The following is a 21,911-nucleotide window of genomic DNA, read 5'->3' as shown; positions in this document are numbered from 1 at the left end:
TTTTTTGAAAATAAAGGTCGTTATTTGTTTATTCGTTGAACTCAATAATAAGCTGATCCATCGGGCTGCTGTTTGAATTGGTTACAGTTCCAGCCATATCATTCCATTTTCTTTCTCCACCAACCAGAATGTGTGTGGCTCCTTCTGTACCTCCGGCGTTATTAGGCTCTCCGGATGCGAACCAGTTTTCAGTTGTTGCCGGATTCGTCGACCAATTGATTCTGAACTCTTCCCCGGTGATCCATTGTAGCTGGTCGGGGTTCCCCGGTCTTCTGATCTTATTGAATCCTATCCAAATATTGTTGGCCAGATTATATCCAGTTCCGGATGCTACAATATTTGTATTTACCCATGCTCTTTCTGCATCACTGGGCATTGTTACGAGATAGCCTCCCATTTGCTTTCCAAAGTTAAACGCATTGAACCAGGTAATAGGTTGAGAAATCTGGTACGCACAATAGGTATGGTTATTAACAGCCCATTTTTTACATCCGAGTTCTGTAGCTGTTCCCCCTCCCGGAACTGGTCCTGGCGGAATTTGTCTTTTGGAGACAGGCTGGGGATCATATCCCAGAATCGTGGAATTGAAACCTGATGATCCACCACCGTTCAATTCATTTCTCGAAATTTTTCTTACATTCCCGGCTGCATCTGCCGAGAGAATAACATCAGTTTCAGTTCCCTGATTTAAAGTTCGAATCCTTAGCTCTCCATTTACATCAAGAGTTTTTGTGGGTTGGGTTGTATTAATCCCTACTTGTGCTGATATTGCCATTGGCAATACCATAAAAAACAGTAATTTCTTTTTCATTGCTGTGTATTATTTGATATAAAAGTAATTAAAAATATTCAAGTTATCAAGAGGAGTATTGTTTTAATTTACTGTAAATCATTGATATATGATTTTTGTTTTGTGTTTTTTTTATTACTGATTATATAATTTGTTTGAAATTATTTTTTATAATTTCATTGCATCTTAATTATTGTAATTGAAAATATTGCCACTTAGAATAATTTTTTAATCTAATCTTAGAAATTTTTCAATCTAAACTGATGAAAATTTCTCGTTGGAGTTTACTATTTTATTTCCAAGAATAAAAAAGCTTCCCTCTTTTAAAGAGGGAAGCTTTTTTATAATTACTTATTTATATGAATAATTATTTTGTGAGATCTAATCCACCAAAGTTACCCGAGCTCATCATCAGGAAAACACCTTGCTTTTTATCCAGAATATCCCAATACGCATGAAGCTCCTCCGCATTGGTAAATACTTTTAAATGGTCGTTTTTAAATTTTTCTTTAATCAGATCAGGAGATATCGGGTCCATTCTTTTAATCTTTAAGGCATCTTCAGAATAGAATACAATAGCCTCATCCAGGCCATCCATGGCATGATCATATTGCTCTAAAAAAGCAGGATTTAAACTTGAATAGGTGTGCAGTTCAAGGAATCCGTATTTTTTCTCTCCTTTAAACTGTTCATTAAAAGCTTTTACCGCTGCTTTTACTTTACTTGGAGCGTGGGCAAAATCCTTGTAAAGAATGGCTTTATCTTCTCTTTCTACTTTTTCAAGACGTTTTGAGGCACCTTTAAAGCTCATAATTGCCTCGTAGAAATCTTCATCCATAATACCTAGCTGACGGCAGATGTGTCTGGCCCCTTCCAGGTTCAGAAGGTTATGGGCTCCGAAAACAGAAAGTGGGATATCTCCCATTTCAGTTTTTAACAGGACCTGCCCATTACTGATCTCATACTCCGGAGTTTTATAGGGTATTTTTCTGAAATAATTTTCCGCATTGTCCACTACTTTTACCACTTCCGGATCTTCTTCATTGTATACTAATACACCACCAGGAGTGATGCTGGCTACAAATTTTCTGAATTGTTCTATATAATCATCGAATGTTTTGAACACATTGATATGATCCCAGGCAATTCCGCTTAGAAGAGCGATGTTCGGCTGATATAATAAAAATTTAGAACGCAGGTCTATAGGGGATGAAAGATATTCGTCACCTTCCAATACCATAAAATCGTTATCAGGAGTTAATTTCACCATACAGTCGAAGCCTTCCAATTGTGCTCCTACCATAAAGTCCACCTCTTTCTGATGAAAATTAAGGACATGCAGAATCATGGAAGTAATGGTGGTCTTCCCGTGTGATCCTGCAATAACTACTCTTGTTTTATCTTTAGACTGTTCGTAAAGAAATTCAGGATAAGAGTATATTTTCAGGCCTAATTCTTTTGCTTTTGCCAATTCAGGGTTATCCTGATGAGCATGCATCCCCAAAATGACTGCATCAAGATCTGAAGTGATCTTTTCGGGAAACCAACCCATTTCCTGAGGAAGTATTCCTTTGTTTTCAAGTCTTGATTTTGACGGTTCAAAAATGGCATCATCAGAGCCTGTCACCTGATATCCTTTATCTTTTAGTGCTATGGCAAGATTATGCATGGCACTTCCTCCGATCGCAATGAAATGGGTCTTCAATTGTATTTATTATTTTTTAACATTATTATTAATGATCTCCTGAAATGCATTGGTAATATTCGTCCAATTGGTCCTGAAATTCGGCATAATCAGGCTGGCATCCGTTTTACTTCCTTCATTAGGGCCTTTCTTTACATTAATAGAAGTCGTTACGTTATCATACAGTTTTTTGTGATCTTCCTGTATCCTTCTGAAGTTATTCTGAGACAAAATGTTATTGAGTTTCTTCAGGTCTTCATCAGAAACCTTAAAATCCTGTTTGATCTTTTTTCCTTCGCCCTCAAAAGAATAGTGTGCAGTATTATCTTTTATAAGCAGGTTTTCATAAGCAGGAGCGTAGCCTCCGCTTTTGGAATAGCTAATGTCGAAATTTGAATATACTTTTTGACTGTTGCATGAAACTAATACTATGATTGCGAATAAGATCTCTATTATTCTTTTCATATGTAATTTACCTTTTTTAATTATCTGAATCTTTCTTCTCTAGTTTTTTAGCTTTTAATTCTTCATCATACTGGTGCAGCAGATTGAAGTCCTCCGTTTGCTCTATGGCAGTCATGATTTTTAATAAAATTTCATGTGCATTTTCTTTATCATAATCAATATCCAGAGGTGCCTTAAACTCCATGGTAGGTTTTACACCGGTAACCTTTACCCGTAATCCTTTTTTATCAAAGGCTCTTCTGAAACCATTGATCTTGATAGGAATTACAATCGGGCGCTGGTTTTTCACCAGTTTTGCTGTTCCTCTACGGCCCTGTGCGAAAGCAGAAGTAGTACCCTGAGGGAAGGTGGCTACCCAGCCGTTATCAAGAGCCTTCATTATATTATCAACCTCTGTGAGGTCTACCATTCTGTTTACATTTTTTCCTTCCGCACGCCATGTTCTCTTTACCGTAACAGCACCTGCAATTTTAAAAATTTTAGGAAGAATTCCTTTGTTCATGGTTTCTTCTGCTGCCACATAGTAGAAATCAATCTTTGGATTGAGGAGATAGATCGGATTTTTAATGGTATTTAAATAGCCATTATTTACAGCACAGAATGCGTGGTACATTGCTGCAACATCTGCAAAATAAGTCTGATGGTTAGATACAAACAACACATTGGAATCGGGCAGATCAACAAGGTGTTCAGTACCGGTTATTTTTAGCTTATTAAAACCATTGAATCTTCTGTAAGAAACAAATCCTAAAATAAAAATAACTAACCTTTTCAAAAAGTAAGGTGTCCCGAATGCATCGGTGAAAATATTTTTCTTCGCCATCTCTCAATTAAACACGGTTGTGCAAAGTTACATTTTTTTCAGCAACTGACTGAATTCACTTAATATCATTGCTGTAGCTCCCCATATGATATATCCATTGAAATTAATGACCGGAACTTCATGTCCTCCGGCACTTGGCAGAGCCATAATTTCAGGCTGGTCGGGAAGATTTAAAAACGAAGTAATAGGAAACTCTATGGTTTCTACTGCTTCACTTTGTTGTAAAACGAAAGTGGGGTTCTTTTTTGTATATGAAATATAGGTATATACGTAAAAATTACTTGGAGGAATATAAATAGGGGACATCTCTCTTATGATCCTTACGTAATGTTTATCTATTCCTATTTCTTCTGAAGTTTCACGAATAGCAGTGTCGGCAAAATCCCGGTCCATTTCTTCGCGCTTTCCGCCAGGAAGTGATATTTGACCACTGTGCCTGTCGTGCTCATTAATGGTCCTTTGAATCAGAGGGAAATACCATTCATCATCTTTTAAATATAAAACAATATTTACTGCCGCGAATTTTGGATTTTTCTTTAAGATTTCATCGTGGTTGAAAACAGGACGATAAGGTGGAGAAAATACGCCGTGAGCATTCTCTCCTGGTAATTCCACACTTTTAATTTTTCTTAATAAATCTTTTCCAAAACTTTCCATAGCTCAAATTTAGCAATATATCCTGAAGAATGGAATAGCCATTAACATTAATTAACCATATGGTTTTGAAAAATTAAAGATGAAAAAATTAAAGATACCGGACGCGAATAGGCTATTGATGCTGCTAAATTCATCCTTGTTTAACCTGTACTGTCGGGCTGTGCTTTACTTTGAAATTAACTGAGTTGGCAATGAAACAAAATTCATTAGCTTTTTGATGAAGTTCCACCGCTTTTTCAATCATGGATTCATCCGTCACGATTATTTCAGGGTGTAGTGTTACTTCTGTAAAATGGCCGCTTCCATTGGCGGTTTCTGCCATGATTCCGGTTGCTTTATCTGTGTATTCAGTTAGGATAACTCCCGCTTCCGAACAAAAATGGAGATACCATAACATATGGCATGAAGATAAGGATGCTAAAAAAAGCTCTTCAGGATTATGTTTGGTCTTATCGCCCCTAAATGCCGGATCAGAAGACCCATCAATAGTAACTTTATTTTCTATTGAGATGGTATAGCTTCTGTCGTAATTCCGGTAGCCGCTGGTACCTGTTCCTTTATTTCCGGTCCATTCAATGGAAGTGGAGTAGTGGTGTTCCTTGTTCATGTTTTTTGTGTTTATTAAAACAGGTACTAATTTAAATAAAAAAACCTCCAGAAAACTGGAGGTTGTAATTTTGTATTAATTGGAATATCCTGATACTTCTTCTTTCTTAGAGTTATAGATCTTGTATTCCAAATATTTAAAAGAATCCCTTGGGATGATGGTTACCCATTTTTTATATTTTACAAACCATTTCATCTGGATGCTCTTAATTCCTTTTGTAAGATAAGCTTCCACGAATGGGTGTACATGCAGGTAAAGTTTTCCTTTTTCCTTTTGCATGATGTTTCTAATGGTTTCTTCCATTCTTTCCACAATAACAATCGGAGCTACGATTTCTCCGTCCTTGTTAGGGTTTTCTTCTTTGGTTTCGATTTGTTTTTCCGGACGGTTTCTCTGTCTGGTAATCTGTATCAATCCAAATTTACTTGGAGGTAAAATTTTGTGGCGAGCTTTGTCGCGCTTCATTTCTTCTTTCAGATGTTCGTACAAATCTCTTCTGTGATCGGCGTTCGGCATATCGATAAAATCGATTACAATAATACCACCCATATCACGAAGGCGCAATTGTCTTGCAATTTCTGTTGCGGCCATTTTATTCACGTTGAGAGCGTGTTCTTTATTGGCTGCATTTCCGGTTGTAATGTTATTCCCGGAGTTCACGTCGACTACGTGTAAAGCTTCCGTATGTTCAATAACAAGGTAAGCTCCTTTAGAACTTGGAATGTTGACGTGTTTTCCAAAGCTTTGTTTAAGCTGTTTTTCAACATTGTAATATTCCAGAAGAGGAATGTGAGAATCATAAAACTGAACAATATTTTTTCTTTCAGGAGCAATTACTTCTACATAATTTTTCATTTCTTCCACCATTTGTTCATCATCACAAATGATACTTACGAAATCCTGATTAAAATTGTCCCTTAAAATAGCTGAAGCCTTATCTTCTTCGCTTAAGACCTTAGATGGAACTTTATTTTTCTGGATATTTTTAAAAGTACTTTCCCATTTCTGAATCAGCTGATTCATATCGTTATGCAGGTCTGCCACTTTTTTTCCTTCGGCAACGGTTCTTATGATCACACCAAAACCTTCAGGTTTGATACTCTCGATAAGAGTTCTTAGTCTTTCTTTTTCCTCAAAGCTTTTAATCTTTTTGGAGATAGAAACCTTGTTGTCGAAAGGAATTAAAACCAAAAAACGTCCTGTTAAAGATACCTGGGTAGAGATCCTTGGGCCTTTTGTGGAGATAGGCTCTTTGGTAATCTGCAGCAGGACAATGTCATCCTTTGCAATGACTTTATCCACAGTCCCGTTTTTGTCTATTTCGGGTTGTATCTCGAAATTTTTTAAGCTTGAAGAACTTTGCTTTTTAGAAATGGTGTCCTTTAAAAATTTTCTATAAGTAAGATATTGTGGCCCCAGGTCCTGATAATGCAGAAACGCATCTTTGTCGTAACCTATATTTACGAATGCGGCATTAAGGTTAGGTGCCAGCTTTTTTACCTTTCCTATAAATAAGTCTCCAACTATAAAATCACTTTTGTCCTCTTCCTCATGAAGTTCACATAGTCTTCCGTCTTCCAGTAATGCAATCTTTGTAAGTTCATCCTCATGCGAAACTATTAGTTCTTTCTTCATTTTGTTATAAGATAAAATTGTTAAGATTATAGGAAACAGGCATGGTTTTCTTTAATAAATGCATGTATAAATTTACGAATTCATAATGAAAGTTGTGTTATTTATTTCAATGAAATAAAACCTGTCCCGATCTTTTGGGAATCCTATAGTTATAAATAAAAATATAGTCGGTGTAGATTAAAAAATTAAAAACACCAACTATATTAATATATTTTTAAATCTCGAAAAAGGAGATTATTTTTTCTTATGTCTGTTCGCTCTTCTTCTTTTCTTTCTTTTGTGAGTTGCAACCTTGTGTCTTTTTCTTTTCTTTCCGCTTGGCATAATTTTAAATTTTTTAGTAACTAGTTAATATTCAGTTAATTTTTATTTTACTGCAACTTTAGTTTTTACTTTCTCAACAAAAGATTTTGATGGTTTGAAAGCAGGAATATTGTGAGCAGGGATCTCAATTGCAGTGTTTTTAGAAATGTTTCTTCCTGTTTTAGCAGCCCTTGTTTTAATTATAAAAGAACCAAAACCTCTTAGATAAACGTTATCTCCATTATACATAGAAGTTCTGATCTCCTGCATAAAAGCTTCTACAACTTTCTGTGTTTCATTCTTTTCTGTTCCCAACTTATTTGAGATGGTGTTTACCAATTCTGCCTTTGTCATTTCCTTTTTTAATTTTAAATTTTAGGTGTGCAAATTTAGTTAAAAAAATTGAATACTAGCAAATTAGTGGTAAAAAAAATTTCGGTAAACGGTTGATGGTTTTATATTTACTCTCTATATATATTACGTAATGATGTTTTTTACATGCTGGAATTGTAATATCCGTTTTCTACGCAAAAGCGGATCAGGTGAAGTTTTGTCTTTAGTCCCAGTTTTTCCGTTAACCTGTTGATGTAGGTATCAATCGTTCTCGTACTAAGATTAAGTTTCTCTCCGATTTCCTTATTACTAAAGCCTTCATAGCAAAATTTCATCAGCTGGATCTCTGTGGAAGAAAGCTCTTCCTGGCTCTTTTTTTGCCGTTCCATATACTCCATAACAGCAAGGGGTTGCTGTTCCCATTCTTTGGAATATGCTTCATAGTTGAAGGTGTCTGACGCTACCTGTCCTTTTATGATATCTCGAATGATATTACTTTTCTTTTCGCAATAATAGATATTGGGAATTTTGGAAAGTATTTCAGCCATATCTTCCTGATAGGTTCCTGAATAGGTAATAATGGGAGTTTCGGAATTGCTTTTACGGATGTATTTTATCGCTTCAATTCCGCTTAATACAGGCATAAATAGTTCAATGATAAAGACGTCTTCCTGTCTTCTGTAAATTCTGTTCACGAGTTCATGCCCGTTATTACAATCATTGAGAAGCATGTAAAACGGGTTTTCCAAAAGCGTTTTGACAAGTATTTTTTTAAAATAAAAATCGCTGTCTGCTATTGAGAATCGCACAGTATTAGTTAATATTTTACTCACGTTAATATTTAATATCGATTTGGCTTATGATAATTAAATTTAGGGGTCTAAATTAATAAAAACTTATTAAAGTTAAAATTAATCTTAATTTAAATGAAAAATGATCCGTTATATCACGGAAAAGATAGATATTGTGCAGGAAATTTTTTTTTTATACTTTCACAGACCCAAACAAACCACAAAATATGTCTTCAAATAGAGAGAAAAAATTAAATAAATCAGACGTCAGAATAGGCATTTGGAAGTTTGTTCTGTCTTTTGTTGTCCTGGCTGCTGTTTCTTTCACCAGCGTGTTTTTCTTTTTTAAAAGCTATGATGCCCAAACGGAAGGGGTAAGCCGTGATGCGGAAGCCTACAGAGAATTACTGGGCCGCAGCGATATTCTTAGAGTTCAGGTGGATACTATTTTCAGCAGAATGAGCAGGCTCAACAGAGTGGAAAATGATATTTTCCTAAGAAATGATATTATAGACAATGTGAATAATGCTAAAAACATTATGGGAAAAGACAGTGCGGATAATTTTAAGCATTATGCTGTCTTAATGAAACAAATAAGTCCGATGCTGACTTTGAAAAATCGTATTGTAGAGGTTTCCAACCAGAAAAAAATCGCAATAAGAGATGTCAACGGATGCATGGGGAAAGTAGGAAGTATGGAAAAGGTACTGAAGATAGATCCTACCAGAAAGTTTACAGGAAGTCGAAGAAAAAGATAAGTTATGCAGGGACACATCACATTATCCAAAAAAGAAAAGCAATATCAATTTTTTTATTTGATTTTAATGCTTTTGGCAGCACTCATATTTTTAGGAATTATTTTCCTGAAAAGATTCAAATCGCCATTTTCTGAAGATGATATTATTGCCATTCAGAAACTTGAACAAAAAGCCAAATTTGATCAGCAACAAAAATTAACCCAGCGTTTGCAGGATAGTACTTTCATCCAGGTAAGCAGACTTACGGATGAAACCACAGAACCTTTTGTGGAAAATTCTATTCAGACAGGGATTAATGATATAAATAACAGCTTTGGTCCGGAATATATAGACATCAGAAAAGATGCTTATCCCCAGATTGCACAATTCTATAAAATGTATTTTGAGGACAAAAAGATCATCTCAAGAACTACAGAAGATATCAAACTCTTTCAAAAACAGTATCAGGATTGCCTGATCGGACTTAAAGAAACCAAAGACCGTGTCTTTCAGCGACAGAATGCATTAAAAGAAAGAACCCAGTAAACGGCAAAAACTAATACTCAATCAATCACACATCACATTATAACTATGAATTATTTTCAAAAGAACAAAAAGAACATTATTATCGGTGTTATAGCGACATTGCTGATTGCGGCTCTTGTTGCACTCTGGTTGCAGAAAAAGGTCATTCATTCTGCAGATGATATTGTAGGGGTTGTATATCCATCTACATTAAGTGTAGGGGATACATTGGTATTTGAAGATAAAACACAATTTGCCAAAAGCAAAAAATGGAACTTCGGAGACGGGACAACTTCTGAGAAAAGCAGTGGGATCCACTTTTATAACAAACCGGGATACTATCCGGTAACGCTTATTATCGATAATAAATACTCTAAATCCTTCCCTGTACTGGTTTCTGCCAGAGCAATTCAGAAAGCAAAAGATACAGCGATGGTAAAAACAACCATAGATGCACCATTACGGGCTATGCAATTCGAGAATGTACAGTTTCGTGCGATCTCCGATGCTAAACAGTTCAGCTGGAAATTCGGGGAAAGCGGAACTACAGATTCTAAAGATAAGCTAGCAATCTACTCCTATAAAGAACCGGGAGATTATATTGTTACTTTATACACGGATGAAAGCATTGAACCGATTATACACCACATTAGAATTGATCCTTCTTATGATGCATTAAATGATCAGGATGTAAGCGTAGAAGACGCTTATGCAAAAATCGATAATGATTTTAAATATCATTTGCAGCAGATTGCCAACGGGAGTAATTTCAATTCACACTATAATTACCTTCTTCAGAAATACCTTTGTAATAATGAGAATACGGTTGTGAAGGTGAATGACAGTAAAGTAAATAACTTTTACATGTATTGCGCGGGACTTCAGTTTGATAAAAATAATGTTATTCAGACCGTTAAGGTAAATTTTGATGATACACAGAATTGTGTAACCAAAGTGGATATTAACCAAAGTAAATAATTACAACCCTGTATCGGGCACACCAAATTATAAAAGAAAATAGGATGAAAAATAAATTTCCTCTAGCAGCATATTATATCGGAGTTTCATTTTTACTGACCAGCTGTCAGGTAAAATTACCATCGAAAAGAACTCCGGAGCCGACGCAATACGGGCAAATTGATAATGCCTCAGTGATGAATGGTTATCCAAAGAAGTCTGTTCCATGGATTGCCATTTCGGATCGTTCCAGAAATACGGCTTATCTTGATAAAAATGACGAAAAATCATATAAAGAAGTAAAATTCTTAGAACCTTTAATGGTCTTAAAGCATAGAGACGGTATGGTAAAAGTAGCCGAGTATATTCCGGATGCTTTAATGAAAAAAGTTTCTTCGAAGGCTATTAAGACCTATGGATGGATTCCGGAATCCGAGCTATTGCTTTGGAACAGCTCTTTAAAAGATGAAAAGACCGGTTATCCGGTAAGGGTTGCTGTGGTACCAAGCAATAGTGATGTTATCAGAAGTGCTGAAAGATATTACAAAAATGATTCGATCATGGTGTTCAACTCTCCAAGTCTGATCGAAAATGCGAATGTAAAGATACCTAACGGTCAAATTGTATATGTTTACAAACAAGCTGAGAATAACAAAAGATTTTTAGTGGGTAAAAAACCGAATATTGACATCGATAGTATCAGTACAGGATTGTATGGCTGGGTAAGTTCCAATGTGATTTCAGCATGGGGGGAACGTTCTGCAGTAAAAATGAAGAATACAACCGGTGTTACAGAAACGGCTTTAGGGTTACATGAAGGAGCGCCGGGAGGTAGTGATGCCGCAAGCAGGACTGCAATTCTTCTTACGGATGTTAATAAGAGAACGCCACTTGAAAATATTTACCCTGTTAAGCTTGCATTAAAAGAAGCGCCAACTCCGGATTCTAAAACCAAATATTTTACCAATATCCTGGACTATAGTAAGAACTATGTCTTAAATGTATTGGGAGAACCTATTTATTTTGACCGTTATCGTGAGATCACGGAAAGAAATAAAAACATCAATATTGTTTTTGCTTTAGATATCAGTGCACCTAATGCACTCTATGCTCCGATTGTAAAGTCCCTGTTACAGGACCTGCAGTTAAGATTTGAAAAGCCTTCTTATTTCAATTCTGTAAAATATGGAGTGGTTCTCTATAAAAACAATTCTTGCGGAGATAATGTAGCTGTTTCCAGCTTAAATGCTGATTACAGTAAAATAATCTCTTTCATAGAAGATAAGATTAATGAGATGAATTGTCCTACCAACAGTGGTTATCAACCCGTAAGTGAAGGTTTAACGGCTGCAGGAAATCTTCTTTCAGCGGTTCCTGATGAAACGAACCTTGTAATTACAGTGGGGACATCCGCCAACCAGAGCGGGAATATGTATGGCGTAATCAATTCTCTTACGCAAGCACAGGCAAGGCTGATCATGTTCCAGACAAGTTCTAGATCATCTGATACCTATAATGACTTCGTTTTGCTGGGGCAGAATGTTGTTTCCAATACGGCAAAAAATATTGCCGAGCTGAAAAAGCAAAAAATCATTAACCAGAATGATGTTTTAACTAAGAATAACTTTAACCTTGTGGAAGGAGATGAAGGCTTCTTCTCTTTAGATTATCCAAAGCAAAGTATGTCTCAGGGATTTGTAATATTCCCTAAAAAAGGAGATGTAACGACACCGGGCTATCTGAAAAAATCAGTTGATAGTTTAATTTCACAGGTAACCATGGATAATATGTCGATCGATAATTCCCTGAATGCTTATTTCCATTCCTCAGTAGGAGCGGGAAGAACAGATGTGGATCTGAAATATAAATATCTGTATCCGGGACTTACCAATCGCGTTCCGGCGGGAATTGCCGCTCAGCTGATCAATTACGGAAGTCCGTTCCTGGTAAAAGGGTATATTCCAAAAGATCTTAAAGATTATAAACCAGGTCTTGAAAAAGGAATTCTGATCTCTGAAACAGAATATGACAACCTAAAAGCTTTCTATAGGGAAGTATATGAGAAAACTGGTCCGGCAAGAGCAGACTTCAACCAGTCAAAAGCAATTAAAGAATATGTTCGTCTTGTTAAAAAATATAATCCGACAACAACATTCTTAGATAAAGGTGATCTTTATGAGCAGCCTATGTCTTATGCGGTGGGATTGACGACAGGTTTCGATTTGTCTGAAGAAGAGCTAATGTCAAAATATAAGCTTAAAGGATGGAGAAAATCTAAGATCGTTCTAAATGAAACAGTAAGAAAATATTTCCTTAACTACAAAGAATTGGGAGAAAGATTGCTTACTCACAGAAATAATCCGGCGGTGAAAATCCAGCAAAACGGGCAGACTTTCTATTGGCTAAATGAATATTTTATGCCGACCATGCTTCCGGTAGAGGAACCAGAGTATACAAAACATTAAAATCAATTATAGGGCGGAATTATTTCCGCCTTTTTTGTATTTACACATATTGAAATCCTGAAGAAATATCTCCGGATTATCAATTCCGGATTATTGCAAAAGAATCATTGCCAGGGAGTTCTAAAATGTTGCTACATCGATGATCGTAGAACTACTACAAATTTGTAAAAATCCATTTGAAAACTTTTATAAAAGCAGCAGGGGTACTATATTTGTTGTACATTCATTGAGTTACAATATACAATTAACGATTAAAAATTTACAATCATGGCAGCAAATTCTAGAGGGATTTTAAAATTCAACGGAGGCGAGGGTCAAAAACTATTAAAACTTAACTATAGCGTTTCCAGATCTACAGATGTATCGGGAAGGGTAGCATCAGATCCTTCAAATGCACTTATAAAACTTACAGTAGAGGCAACGGAAAAATCTGATATTCTGGAAAGCTTACTTAATGGAAAATATAAGCCGACCACCGGAGAAGTTACATTTAACAAATCTCATGAAGAAGGTACTTTAATTACTTTAAAGTGGGAAAACGGATATGTTATTCAGCATGAAGTAGATTTCGATGCAGTAGATGAAAACAGTATGCTGATCAGCTTTATCGTAAGCGCTGAGACCATTCATTATGGTCAGGGTATTTATGAAGGTCTATGGCCATCAAGCTAATTAAAAAAGGCACATTTAATCCACATTCATAGAAAAAGACTGTCCATAAAAAGACAGTCTTTTTTGCCTGAGATAATTTAGATACCCACAGAAAAGACAATCTGAAATCTTTATCAGGGAATACTTTGCCTAAAAGAAATCCTGATTGGATATTTTTTTTTACCTTTAAGCCTCACCACAATCGCAAAAATATGCTACCGATACCTGAACATACCTACGGAATTTCTTTCCGTTTATCACAGAAACCCGGCAGATTCATTAGGGATCTGCAGATGTGTACTTTACCAATAAGACCCTATTCTGATCATATTATTGCTGATGAGGCTCATGATATTTTAATGTAAGAACATTCCTGCTGATGAACTGTACAGGCAGACGTGAAACTATTTGCATACAACAACACAAAACATATTAATAAGAACATTATCAATGGGAGTACTAGTAACCAACGAAACCGTAAAACAGCTTTTTCATATTGCACAATCCATTGCAAGAGAAAATTATAATGCCACATATGGAGCTCCACATCTTTTACAGGCTTTGATGCACAAAGATATAGGACTTAACGAATTTCTGAAAAATATTGATAAAGACCCTGGATACTTTTACGAATGGGCCGACGTTCGCATAGAAGATTACCCTAAAACAACCCATCTTCCTGATGATGTGGGACAAGATGAATACGTAGATAAAATTACCGAAGAGGCAGATGACATCAGGCTGAAACTTGGACTTGATGAGATCACTCCTATTTGTATCCTTACTGCTATTGTAAAGCCTCAGGTTGCATTTACATTACAGCAGTTGAAATCCCTTCCCTTAAGAGAGCATGAAATATTCGCCCTATACAGGAAGGATATGCCTTACGGCACAGCGGAAGATGGTGAATTTTCGTCACTTTTTTCCAATACTTCGGATTTTACGGACGCCTCATTTCCTTCGATCAAAAACTATTGTGTAGACAGAACAGCACAGGCGAGGCAAGGAACATTGGAAAATATTATCGGACGGGACAAAGAATTGAGGATGCTCGTAGAGATCCTTTGCCGAAGAAGCAAACCTAATGTGATTATCATTGGTGAGCCCGGAGTTGGTAAAACAGCTTTAGTAGAAGGCTTTGCTACTGAAATCATCAGGGGAAATGTTCCGGAAATGCTAAAAAATGCCACCTTATTGGAGTTGGACACAGGAGCACTGCTGGCAGGAACATCCTATAAAGGCGAAATTGAAGATCGCCTTAAGAAAGTAATTAATGAATGTAAAAAGATTGAAAAAGCTATTTTATTCATCGATGAAATTCATACACTTTTAGATCCAAAGGGGAGCATCGGAAATGTTGCCAATTTACTGAAGCCTGAATTAGCAAGAGGCGAGATCACGGTTATCGGAGCTACCACTCAGGAGGAATACCGGAAGATCATCGAACCTGAACAGGCCTTTAACAGACGCTTTGAGGTATTGACGGTAAATGAACCGGATGAGAAAACCTGTGTGAAAATGATCGATGTTCTTCTTGAAGGTTACAAAAAACACCATAACATTGAGGTTGAAAAAACAGCCCTTCCGGAATGTGTACGTTTAGCGAAGCGCTATGCAAAAGGTAAAAAACTTCCTGATGCGGCGATTGATTTGCTGGACAGGACTATGGCTGCCATCAAAATGCTTGATGAACTTTCCGAAAAAGAGCTGGAGAGCTGGAAAGAAAGTTATGAAGAAATTCTAAAAGAAGAATATCCTGATGCTAAGGATCAGGCAGATGAGCTGATATGGACTTATAATTTGTTAAGGGATAAGATCAGCCCTATTTTGTGGGGATCGTTGAGTGAGCAACCTATGATCGATAACTCAATGCCTGTAGACCAGATCAAAAAGATCATCGATGATACCTATACTGAGCTTCTTCAGCATGCTTCCATAAAAAGAGAAAAAGTTGACCGTCTGGAACTGGCCGCAGTGATGGCTGCAAAAACAAATATTCCGATAGGTAAGATTCAGGCACAGGAAAAAGAGAAGCTCCTTAATATGGAATCGCTTCTTATGAACCGTGTAGTCGGACAGGATCATGCCTTAAAGATCCTTTCTGATGCTATCGTTGAAAACAGAAGCGGACTGAACAAGCCGGGGCAGCCAATAGGATCATTCTTCTTACTGGGACCTACAGGAACAGGAAAAACGGAGCTGGCAAAATCAATGGCAGAACTTCTTTTTAATGATGAGAAAGCGATGGTGCGTTTCGATATGTCTGAATTTAAAGAAGAACATTCCGCAGCCCTGCTTTATGGGGCTCCCCCGGGATATGTAGGATATGAAGAAGGAGGAATGCTGGTTAATAAAATAAGACAGCAACCGTACACAGTCGTTTTATTTGATGAAATTGAAAAAGCCCACCATTCAGTTTTTGATGTATTCCTTCAGATTATGGATGAGGGTAAAGTACATGATAAACTCGGAAAAGAAGGAGATTTCAGTAACGCCCTTATATTATTTACTTCCAACATCGGAAGTGAAGAAATTGTAAAGCAATTTGAAGAAGGTAAGGTTCCTGAATCCTCTTCATTAATGCAGATCATGTCGAACTCCGGAAGATTCAGACCGGAATTTTTGGCAAGGATTACGGAGATCATTCCTTTTGCACCAATTACCGAATCTATTGCAGAAAGGATCTTTAATATTCAGCTGAAATCACTCCATACTTCACTAACCAGACTGGGTATGACGCTTACAATAAGTGACGAGGCTGTAAAAAATCTTGCTCTTGGAGGCTTTAGCAGTAAATATGGAGCAAGGCAGATCTCAGGTGTTATCCGTGCACAGCTGGCCAGACCTATTTCCAAAATGATCGTTCGTGAAGAAGTAAAATCCGGGCAGACAATCCATGTAGGCTGGAATGCTGAAGAGGATAAACTGACATGGAGTGTGGCGTAGTGTTAAGATAAATCCATTTTAAAATGTTTTTATTTTTAATTTAAAATAGTTATTAGTACAATGAAATTTAATTTCAAACATATTGTAACCGGAATGTTGTTGCTGATTTCTTCTCATTTTGTAAATGGGCAGTTTCTTTCAGCTTCTGATACTTCCGAAAACAGTGTGAGAAGATATAAAAGTATCATCAGTTCGAACAAAGAGATCGTAGAATTTATAGAATATTCACTTTCTCAAAAAGGGTTACCCAGGCATCTTAGAAATTTAGCCCTGATTGAATCCGGTTTTGACCGGAAACAAATTTCCGGTGCCGGTGCGGTAGGTGTATGGCAGTTTATGACGGCACATGCCAATCAATACGGTCTTTCTGAGCAAAGCCGTTCGGATTTATACAGAAGTACCAAAACAGCAGTGATTTCCCTGGGGAAGCTATACAAAAAATACAACAACTGGGTAACTGTAGTAGCTGCTTATAACTGTGGCGAGGGTAATATTTCAAGAGCAATGGATGCTGCGGGATCTTCGCAATATCATATTTTTAGTAAATATCTTCCCGGAGAAACAATAAACCATGTTAAAAAATATTTAAATGCCTGCTATGCCACAGGTGAATTGCAAAGCGTACTGAATGATTATAACAATTCACGCATGAATATGATATTTGAAAACAGGACAGGCCAATATACCGCACCTAATTTAGCTGAAACAGATATCAATGCCGGGTTTGACTTAAGTATTATAGCCGAAGAACTGGATGTAGATGTAGATAAAATACTTACCTGGAATCCGGGAATCATGGATGAGCTCAAGCAAAGCGGCGAAAGCATATTCTATCTGCCGGTAGATCTCATGCCTGATTTTCTTTTAAAAAAGAATAAAATACTGAGCCGCTCTGTCAGGAAGAAATAAAGTAATGATTAAGGTTTAATAATAATGTTTAACGATCCAAATGCAGTTTATATGAAAACAAAATCACCCAACATATCCCAAAATCCTTCTTTTCGTCCTTCACAAAATGCTGATCGCGTTTCGGAGAGCCATCATACGGGGATCAACCGTCTCGTAAAATTGTCTCTTGTGATCGAAGGAAATGTGATCAGATACTATAAGCATTTCACTTTGAAGCAAAGTGCACAACGTCACCACGAGTTTACGCTTACTTTAGCGCACGATGCACTTGGAGGAAGACAAACACATACTTTGGAAGAAGCCAATAAATTTTTGGGTAAGCGTCTTACAGCTGTGATTTCTTACAAAGACATAGAAAACAGTCCCGAAAGAACGTTTGTGGGAGTAATTACAGGAGTAGGATTCAGCCAGGAGCAAATGAGCCTTGGGAACATTGTTTTAACAGGATATAGCCCTACCATCCTTTTGGACGGTGCTCCGCATATTCAGAGTTTTGGAGGTGACCAGGCCGTTAATATGGGGATTATTGCAGAGGAAGTGATTAAGCAGGGTATCGATAAAAGCCGGTTTGATATCAGGATAGATACTAATGATTATTCCCAGATTGTTTATAGCAGCCAGTATGATGAAACCCACTATAACTATCTGGCGAGAATGGCGGAAGCTTACGGTGAGCAATTTTTCTATGATGGAGAGGTCTTGCACTTTGGAAAGCTTCCTGCACAAAATAAACCGATCAAACTTACCTACGGGAGTAATGCCAATGATGTAAAAGTAGAACTGAAAGCAGTTCATACAAAGCCTCAGTTTTATGGATACAACAGCAGTAGAAATGAAAAGCTTACTTCCGGTGAAACACCGATTCAGCATGTAAGTGATCTTGCCAAAACAGCGTATGCCCATAATGATAAAATCTTCAAAACACCGGCTCTGCAGGTAGCACCTGTAAAAGCGTCAACACACCTTGATGTGGAATATTCCCAGAAAAGTGCTGCGGGGAGTGAAGCGGTAGGTGTTTTTTCCATTTCCGGAAAAACTACGGTGCCTTTTTTACATCCGGGATGTATTGTAGATGTGCAGATGCGTAAGCCTGATACCAATGAAAGTGATTATTTCACCAGGATTATGATCACCGAAACCACCCACGAGATCGATACAATCGGTCATTATCAGGGAAGCTTTGAAGGCATTGCATCGGACACCGGATTTTTACCAAAACCGGATTTTAAAATTCCGAAAGCAGAACCACAGATTGCCACTGTAATTTCCAATGCCGATCCTGAAAACCAGGGGCGGGTACAGGTAAGATTTGACTGGCAGACTAATGATATTACCCATTTTATCCGCGTAATGACTCCTGATGCAGGGGGAACGGATCAGATTACTCAAAACAGAGGCTATGTAGCAGTACCGGAAGTAGGAGACCAGGTGATGGTCAATTTTGTTCACAGCCATCCTGACCGCCCGTTTGTAATGGGGGGAATGTTTCATGGTGGTGTAGGTTTAGGAGGAGGAGTAGATAACCGTGTAAAATCCATTCAGACAAGAAGTGGGCACCGTATTATTTTTACGGAAGATGAAAGCATTATTATTACGGATAAATCGGGAAATAAGATCCATTTGGACACCACCGGAAGTAACATCACAATCACAGCTCCTGAAACCATGACATTGAACTGCCGGAATATGAATATTAATGTTGGAGAAAATATGAATACCTATGTCGGGATGAACAAAATGGATAAAATAATGCTCAATAATACGGAAAGCGTAGGGTCTATGAAATATGTTACTACCGGGGCGGATTTTACAACCAATGTCATTGGAAAAATGAGCCATTATGTGAAAGGAGACATGGAGGTATACGGAGAAAAAGAACACAAGCTGACCAGCTTAAAAGGAGTTGAGGTCAATAGTGAAGGAAAAGTAGAACATCACGCTGAAAAAGAAGTTCAAAACAATAGTGGTGAGAAATCTAAAAATCACTAGTCATGAGCATCGAGTATTTTGTAGAAGGTAAGACGACTACGAGAACCGGAGGGAATTATTTAACCTACGCCAAGGAAGGCATAGAACATAACAGTTCGGTTTCGGTAGAGCAGAAAGGCAAGGATTCCGGGGTAAGCTATGGACAGGCACAAAAAGTAAACCCCAATGATAAGCCCGTAAATTCGATTGATATCAGCTTGAATCTTTTTTTTGACGGAACCCAGAATAATAAAACCAATACCATGCTGGGTGGAGGTTTTAAGGAAGCCAGCAGCGATAAGGATGATAGCTACAACAATGAATTTACGAACGTAGCGAAAGGATATGACGCTATAGATCCCAATGCGGATAACCAGGTGTCGTGGTACATTGAGGGAATCGGAACAGAAGATAAAGAAAGTGATAGTATCCTGAAAGGAGTTGCACAAGGTACCGGAAGCACAGGAGTAGTCGCCAAGGTAGCTAAAGGATGTTTAAAGGGAGCCCAGGCGATTGTAGATAAATTAAAAAATAACATTAGGCCGATCAATATTCTAACTGTAAATGTGTTCGGGTTTAGCCGCGGAGCAGCGGCGGCAAGACATTTTGTACATGTAGCCAACTCAAAAGCTTATGTCTCTTACTCTAACTTTGGAAAAGTCCTGCAGGTTTTTCCACCTGAAGACATCAAAGACGGATATCTGACCATCAGTGATAAAGATGGATCCAAAGATGCATTTATAAATCAACATGGTTATTTTGGAGCTTGTCTCCTGGCGCAGGGACTGGAGGTTAAAGAGATCAGATTTAGATTTGCCGGGCTATATGATACGGTAGCGTCCTATGGACTTAATCACAGAGGGGGCTTTGGTATTGATAATGATACCAAACAGCTGGGGCTGGATACCATTGGAAGAGGGAAAGTACAGTTTGCCCTGCAGTTGGCTTCTGATGATGAATACAGGGATAATTTTGACCTTACGAACATCAATAGTACAGGATTGTATGGTCTGGAATTTACCCTTCCGGGAGTTCACTCCGATATTGGAGGGTCCTACGGCATTGGAGAGGAAATTTCCGTGTTGTATTGTGATCCTTATGATCCTTATCAGAATGTAGAAACGCATAAAGAGTGTGAAGCATTTAAAAAAATTGTTGTAGAAGAAGGCTGGTATCATGAAGACCAATTGAAAATTAAATATTTTTACCAAAAAGACGTCAATTATGACCGGTGGTGGAATAAAGGAGCACAATATTATGGTTTGGTAGGAACAAGGAAGCTTTCCAATATGTATGATAAAATTCCCTTAAACCAAATGTTTCATTATTCCAGAAATAATAATATCAAGTATCTGGAAGATGTCATCGAAAAAAATCATAAAATAAATGATAGCTTTATGAAGAAGATCTATTCGCAGTTATCCACATATATGAATGCATGCAATGATCTCCGGAATAAATATATAGAAGCTTATAATTCAGGGGATACCTCTTCATCTTCCCGCTATATAAAGGATATTAAAGCTATTTCCTATTTAGGGCATATCGATAAAGAAGATCTGAAAATACTTAGAAATCAGTACCTTCATTGGTCTGCTAAGACCAATCAGATTGGGTTAGATACAAGACCTAATGATAATGCTCCTAAGGAAAGAGGCGCATTGGAAGCGAAATACAGAAAAAGGAATATACAGGATGGATAAGCTGAAAAGATTGATCTATTTATTTTTAGTACTCATTTTTAATTATAATTATGGTCAGAAAACGCCAGACATAACCGGACAATATTATTTTGGAGAAAAGCAGATTTATCTGTATATTTTTCCTGATAACCGGTTTGTTGCGATAGGAGCGTCCACGGTTGCTATTGGAAGAGCGTCAATACAAAATAATGCTTTGATTTTTAATCCTATCCATCAAAAATCAGAATACCTCTTATATAGTAGGAAAACTCCTGGTGAAAACCGGTTGATTATTACCGATCAGCAGATCATCCGGAACAAGATATACATGAGTACAGAATCAGATATTCTACGTCCTGTCCGCCTTACCGAAGATTGCGGACAAACTGGTTACTTCATTCCATTTCAAAATAAAGTACAGGATCTGACCGTAAAAAATAACGCTGATGTTGTAAATGTATTTCCGCTGGACAATATGAGCAACGATCTGTTGTTATTCTTTCTTGAAAAAGAACAGGATATTTCTGAACTTAATGGCATCATTACGATTAAGGAGGGACACATTAAAGATAGTAACCTCGTGCGCCGCTCACCGCTTAAGTTGGGAAACACCACTGATATTGAAGAAGAAAAACCGGAAAATATACTGGCGAAATTCGACAAAATATATTCAATTTTCGGTCAGGATAAGATATATTTGAATGAAGATTATCATATTGTTCAGGATAAAATAGATCTCGGAACTTATTCTTTTAACAAAAATAAAAATCAATACGAAAAAAAGAATAGTACAAACGATCAGCATCTCAGGATCATTTATCCATATGTTAAAATAAAACAGAAGCCGGCTAAAGAACTGAAATACAGAGATGATCCCCAAAACTTCCTTGTCGCAAAATGTTTGAAGGATCCGGGACTGATAAGGGAAGAAAGCAATGATTCTGATCCCCCGCTTCCTGTACAACCCGCTTCTCAAAAATAAT

20 protein-coding genes are annotated in these 21,911 nt (G+C 37.2%); 11 read left to right on the top strand and 9 right to left on the bottom strand.

What is annotated here, in order from left to right; genetic code table 11:
- Positions 1-28: 28 nt before the first annotated feature.
- The 9 genes from AC0INN_RS17630 to AC0INN_RS17590 all read right to left on the bottom strand — a co-directional run bounded on the left by AC0INN_RS17630 (position 29) and on the right by AC0INN_RS17590 (position 8,130).
- Entirely contained in the window at positions 29-811 is a 783-nt protein-coding gene (locus tag AC0INN_RS17630) for a C-type lectin domain-containing protein (RefSeq protein ID WP_306614324.1), read from the bottom strand.
- A 346-nt stretch (positions 812-1,157) separates the two neighbouring features.
- A complete protein-coding gene (locus AC0INN_RS17625; RefSeq protein WP_273650846.1) occupies positions 1,158-2,495 on the bottom strand; it encodes a UDP-N-acetylmuramate--L-alanine ligase in 1,338 nt (445 codons plus the stop codon).
- A 9-nt stretch (positions 2,496-2,504) separates the two neighbouring features.
- On the bottom strand, positions 2,505-2,939 hold the full coding sequence (locus AC0INN_RS17620; RefSeq protein WP_172284069.1) for a hypothetical protein: 435 nt from the start codon (positions 2,937-2,939) through the stop codon (positions 2,505-2,507).
- 16 nt (positions 2,940-2,955) lie between these two features.
- Entirely contained in the window at positions 2,956-3,762 is an 807-nt protein-coding gene (locus AC0INN_RS17615) for a lysophospholipid acyltransferase family protein (protein WP_172284070.1), read from the bottom strand.
- A gap of 27 nt (positions 3,763-3,789) precedes the next feature.
- On the bottom strand, positions 3,790-4,419 hold the full coding sequence (locus AC0INN_RS17610) for an NUDIX hydrolase (RefSeq protein WP_172284072.1): 630 nt from the start codon (positions 4,417-4,419) through the stop codon (positions 3,790-3,792).
- Between the two features lie 130 nt (positions 4,420-4,549).
- Positions 4,550-5,026, bottom strand: coding sequence for an OsmC family protein (locus tag AC0INN_RS17605; protein WP_306614322.1), 477 nt, complete (start codon positions 5,024-5,026; stop codon positions 4,550-4,552).
- 75 nt (positions 5,027-5,101) lie between these two features.
- A complete protein-coding gene (locus tag AC0INN_RS17600) occupies positions 5,102-6,661 on the bottom strand; it encodes an Rne/Rng family ribonuclease (protein ID WP_172284075.1) in 1,560 nt (519 codons plus the stop codon).
- A 366-nt stretch (positions 6,662-7,027) separates the two neighbouring features.
- Positions 7,028-7,318 carry an HU family DNA-binding protein gene (locus AC0INN_RS17595; RefSeq protein WP_002984212.1) on the bottom strand — a complete coding sequence of 97 codons (291 nt, stop codon included), beginning with the start codon at positions 7,316-7,318 and terminating at the stop codon, positions 7,028-7,030.
- Positions 7,319-7,458: 140 nt separating this feature from the next.
- Complete coding sequence (locus AC0INN_RS17590) at positions 7,459-8,130, bottom strand: response regulator transcription factor (RefSeq protein ID WP_172284077.1); 672 nt, start codon at positions 8,128-8,130, stop codon at positions 7,459-7,461.
- A 185-nt stretch (positions 8,131-8,315) separates the two neighbouring features.
- Between AC0INN_RS17590 and tssO (AC0INN_RS17585) the strand changes: the two genes are divergently transcribed.
- The 11 genes from tssO (AC0INN_RS17585) (at position 8,316) to AC0INN_RS17535 (ending at position 21,910) form a co-directional block, all read left to right on the top strand.
- Complete coding sequence (gene tssO / locus AC0INN_RS17585; protein ID WP_172284079.1) at positions 8,316-8,846, top strand: type VI secretion system TssO; 531 nt, start codon at positions 8,316-8,318, stop codon at positions 8,844-8,846.
- Positions 8,847-8,849: 3 nt separating this feature from the next.
- A complete protein-coding gene (gene tssO / locus AC0INN_RS17580) occupies positions 8,850-9,371 on the top strand; it encodes a type VI secretion system TssO (RefSeq protein WP_172284081.1) in 522 nt (173 codons plus the stop codon).
- 45 nt (positions 9,372-9,416) lie between these two features.
- A complete protein-coding gene (locus AC0INN_RS17575) occupies positions 9,417-10,328 on the top strand; it encodes a PKD domain-containing protein (protein ID WP_172284082.1) in 912 nt (303 codons plus the stop codon).
- A 44-nt stretch (positions 10,329-10,372) separates the two neighbouring features.
- Positions 10,373-12,772, top strand: a complete 2,400-nt coding sequence (gene tssR, locus AC0INN_RS17570) for a type VI secretion system protein TssR domain-containing protein (protein WP_273650848.1) — start codon at positions 10,373-10,375, stop codon at positions 12,770-12,772.
- 267 nt (positions 12,773-13,039) lie between these two features.
- Complete coding sequence (tssD, locus tag AC0INN_RS17565) at positions 13,040-13,444, top strand: type VI secretion system tube protein TssD (protein WP_172284086.1); 405 nt, start codon at positions 13,040-13,042, stop codon at positions 13,442-13,444.
- Positions 13,445-13,635: 191 nt separating this feature from the next.
- Positions 13,636-13,788, top strand: coding sequence for a hypothetical protein (locus tag AC0INN_RS17560; RefSeq protein WP_273650849.1), 153 nt, complete (start codon positions 13,636-13,638; stop codon positions 13,786-13,788).
- Between the two features lie 85 nt (positions 13,789-13,873).
- The gene (locus AC0INN_RS17555) at positions 13,874-16,369 is read left to right on the top strand and encodes an ATP-dependent Clp protease ATP-binding subunit (RefSeq protein WP_306614316.1); all 2,496 of its coding nucleotides are present in this window, start codon (positions 13,874-13,876) and stop codon (positions 16,367-16,369) included.
- Between the two features lie 60 nt (positions 16,370-16,429).
- Positions 16,430-17,278 carry a lytic transglycosylase domain-containing protein gene (locus AC0INN_RS17550; RefSeq protein ID WP_172284092.1) on the top strand — a complete coding sequence of 283 codons (849 nt, stop codon included), beginning with the start codon at positions 16,430-16,432 and terminating at the stop codon, positions 17,276-17,278.
- A gap of 51 nt (positions 17,279-17,329) precedes the next feature.
- On the top strand, positions 17,330-19,267 hold the full coding sequence (locus AC0INN_RS17545) for a type VI secretion system Vgr family protein (protein ID WP_306614313.1): 1,938 nt from the start codon (positions 17,330-17,332) through the stop codon (positions 19,265-19,267).
- A 2-nt stretch (positions 19,268-19,269) separates the two neighbouring features.
- Positions 19,270-20,949: a T6SS phospholipase effector Tle1-like catalytic domain-containing protein gene (locus AC0INN_RS17540; RefSeq protein WP_306614311.1), complete on the top strand. Its 1,680-nt coding sequence runs from the start codon at positions 19,270-19,272 to the stop codon at positions 20,947-20,949.
- On the top strand, positions 20,942-21,910 hold the full coding sequence (locus AC0INN_RS17535) for a hypothetical protein (protein ID WP_306614309.1): 969 nt from the start codon (positions 20,942-20,944) through the stop codon (positions 21,908-21,910). The genes AC0INN_RS17540 and AC0INN_RS17535 overlap by 8 nt, the downstream gene beginning before the upstream one ends.
- The last annotated feature ends 1 nt before the right edge of the window (position 21,911 follow it).

The sequence above is a fragment of the Chryseobacterium subflavum genome (assembly GCF_055762745.1).
This window is presented reverse-complemented; position numbering and strand designations above follow the sequence as displayed.

What these genes read in the sequence shown, in the direction of transcription:
- AC0INN_RS17630 (WP_306614324.1), bottom strand. Translation starts at nt 811, where the DNA reads ATGAAAAAGAAATTACTGTTTTTTATGGTATTGCCAATGGCAATATCA.
- AC0INN_RS17620 (WP_172284069.1), bottom strand. Translation starts at nt 2,939, where the DNA reads ATGAAAAGAATAATAGAGATCTTATTCGCAATCATAGTATTAGTTTCA.
- AC0INN_RS17615 (WP_172284070.1), bottom strand. Translation starts at nt 3,762, where the DNA reads ATGGCGAAGAAAAATATTTTCACCGATGCATTCGGGACACCTTACTTT.
- AC0INN_RS17610 (WP_172284072.1), bottom strand. Translation starts at nt 4,419, where the DNA reads ATGGAAAGTTTTGGAAAAGATTTATTAAGAAAAATTAAAAGTGTGGAA.
- AC0INN_RS17605 (WP_306614322.1), bottom strand. Translation starts at nt 5,026, where the DNA reads ATGAACAAGGAACACCACTACTCCACTTCCATTGAATGGACCGGAAAT.
- AC0INN_RS17600 (WP_172284075.1), bottom strand. Translation starts at nt 6,661, where the DNA reads ATGAAGAAAGAACTAATAGTTTCGCATGAGGATGAACTTACAAAGATT.
- AC0INN_RS17595 (WP_002984212.1), bottom strand. Translation starts at nt 7,318, where the DNA reads ATGACAAAGGCAGAATTGGTAAACACCATCTCAAATAAGTTGGGAACA.
- tssO (WP_172284079.1), top strand. Translation starts at nt 8,316, where the DNA reads ATGTCTTCAAATAGAGAGAAAAAATTAAATAAATCAGACGTCAGAATA.
- tssO (WP_172284081.1), top strand. Translation starts at nt 8,850, where the DNA reads ATGCAGGGACACATCACATTATCCAAAAAAGAAAAGCAATATCAATTT.
- AC0INN_RS17575 (WP_172284082.1), top strand. Translation starts at nt 9,417, where the DNA reads ATGAATTATTTTCAAAAGAACAAAAAGAACATTATTATCGGTGTTATA.
- tssR (WP_273650848.1), top strand. Translation starts at nt 10,373, where the DNA reads ATGAAAAATAAATTTCCTCTAGCAGCATATTATATCGGAGTTTCATTT.
- tssD (WP_172284086.1), top strand. Translation starts at nt 13,040, where the DNA reads ATGGCAGCAAATTCTAGAGGGATTTTAAAATTCAACGGAGGCGAGGGT.
- AC0INN_RS17560 (WP_273650849.1), top strand. Translation starts at nt 13,636, where the DNA reads ATGCTACCGATACCTGAACATACCTACGGAATTTCTTTCCGTTTATCA.
- AC0INN_RS17555 (WP_306614316.1), top strand. Translation starts at nt 13,874, where the DNA reads ATGGGAGTACTAGTAACCAACGAAACCGTAAAACAGCTTTTTCATATT.
- AC0INN_RS17550 (WP_172284092.1), top strand. Translation starts at nt 16,430, where the DNA reads ATGAAATTTAATTTCAAACATATTGTAACCGGAATGTTGTTGCTGATT.
- AC0INN_RS17545 (WP_306614313.1), top strand. Translation starts at nt 17,330, where the DNA reads ATGAAAACAAAATCACCCAACATATCCCAAAATCCTTCTTTTCGTCCT.
- AC0INN_RS17540 (WP_306614311.1), top strand. Translation starts at nt 19,270, where the DNA reads ATGAGCATCGAGTATTTTGTAGAAGGTAAGACGACTACGAGAACCGGA.
- AC0INN_RS17535 (WP_306614309.1), top strand. Translation starts at nt 20,942, where the DNA reads ATGGATAAGCTGAAAAGATTGATCTATTTATTTTTAGTACTCATTTTT.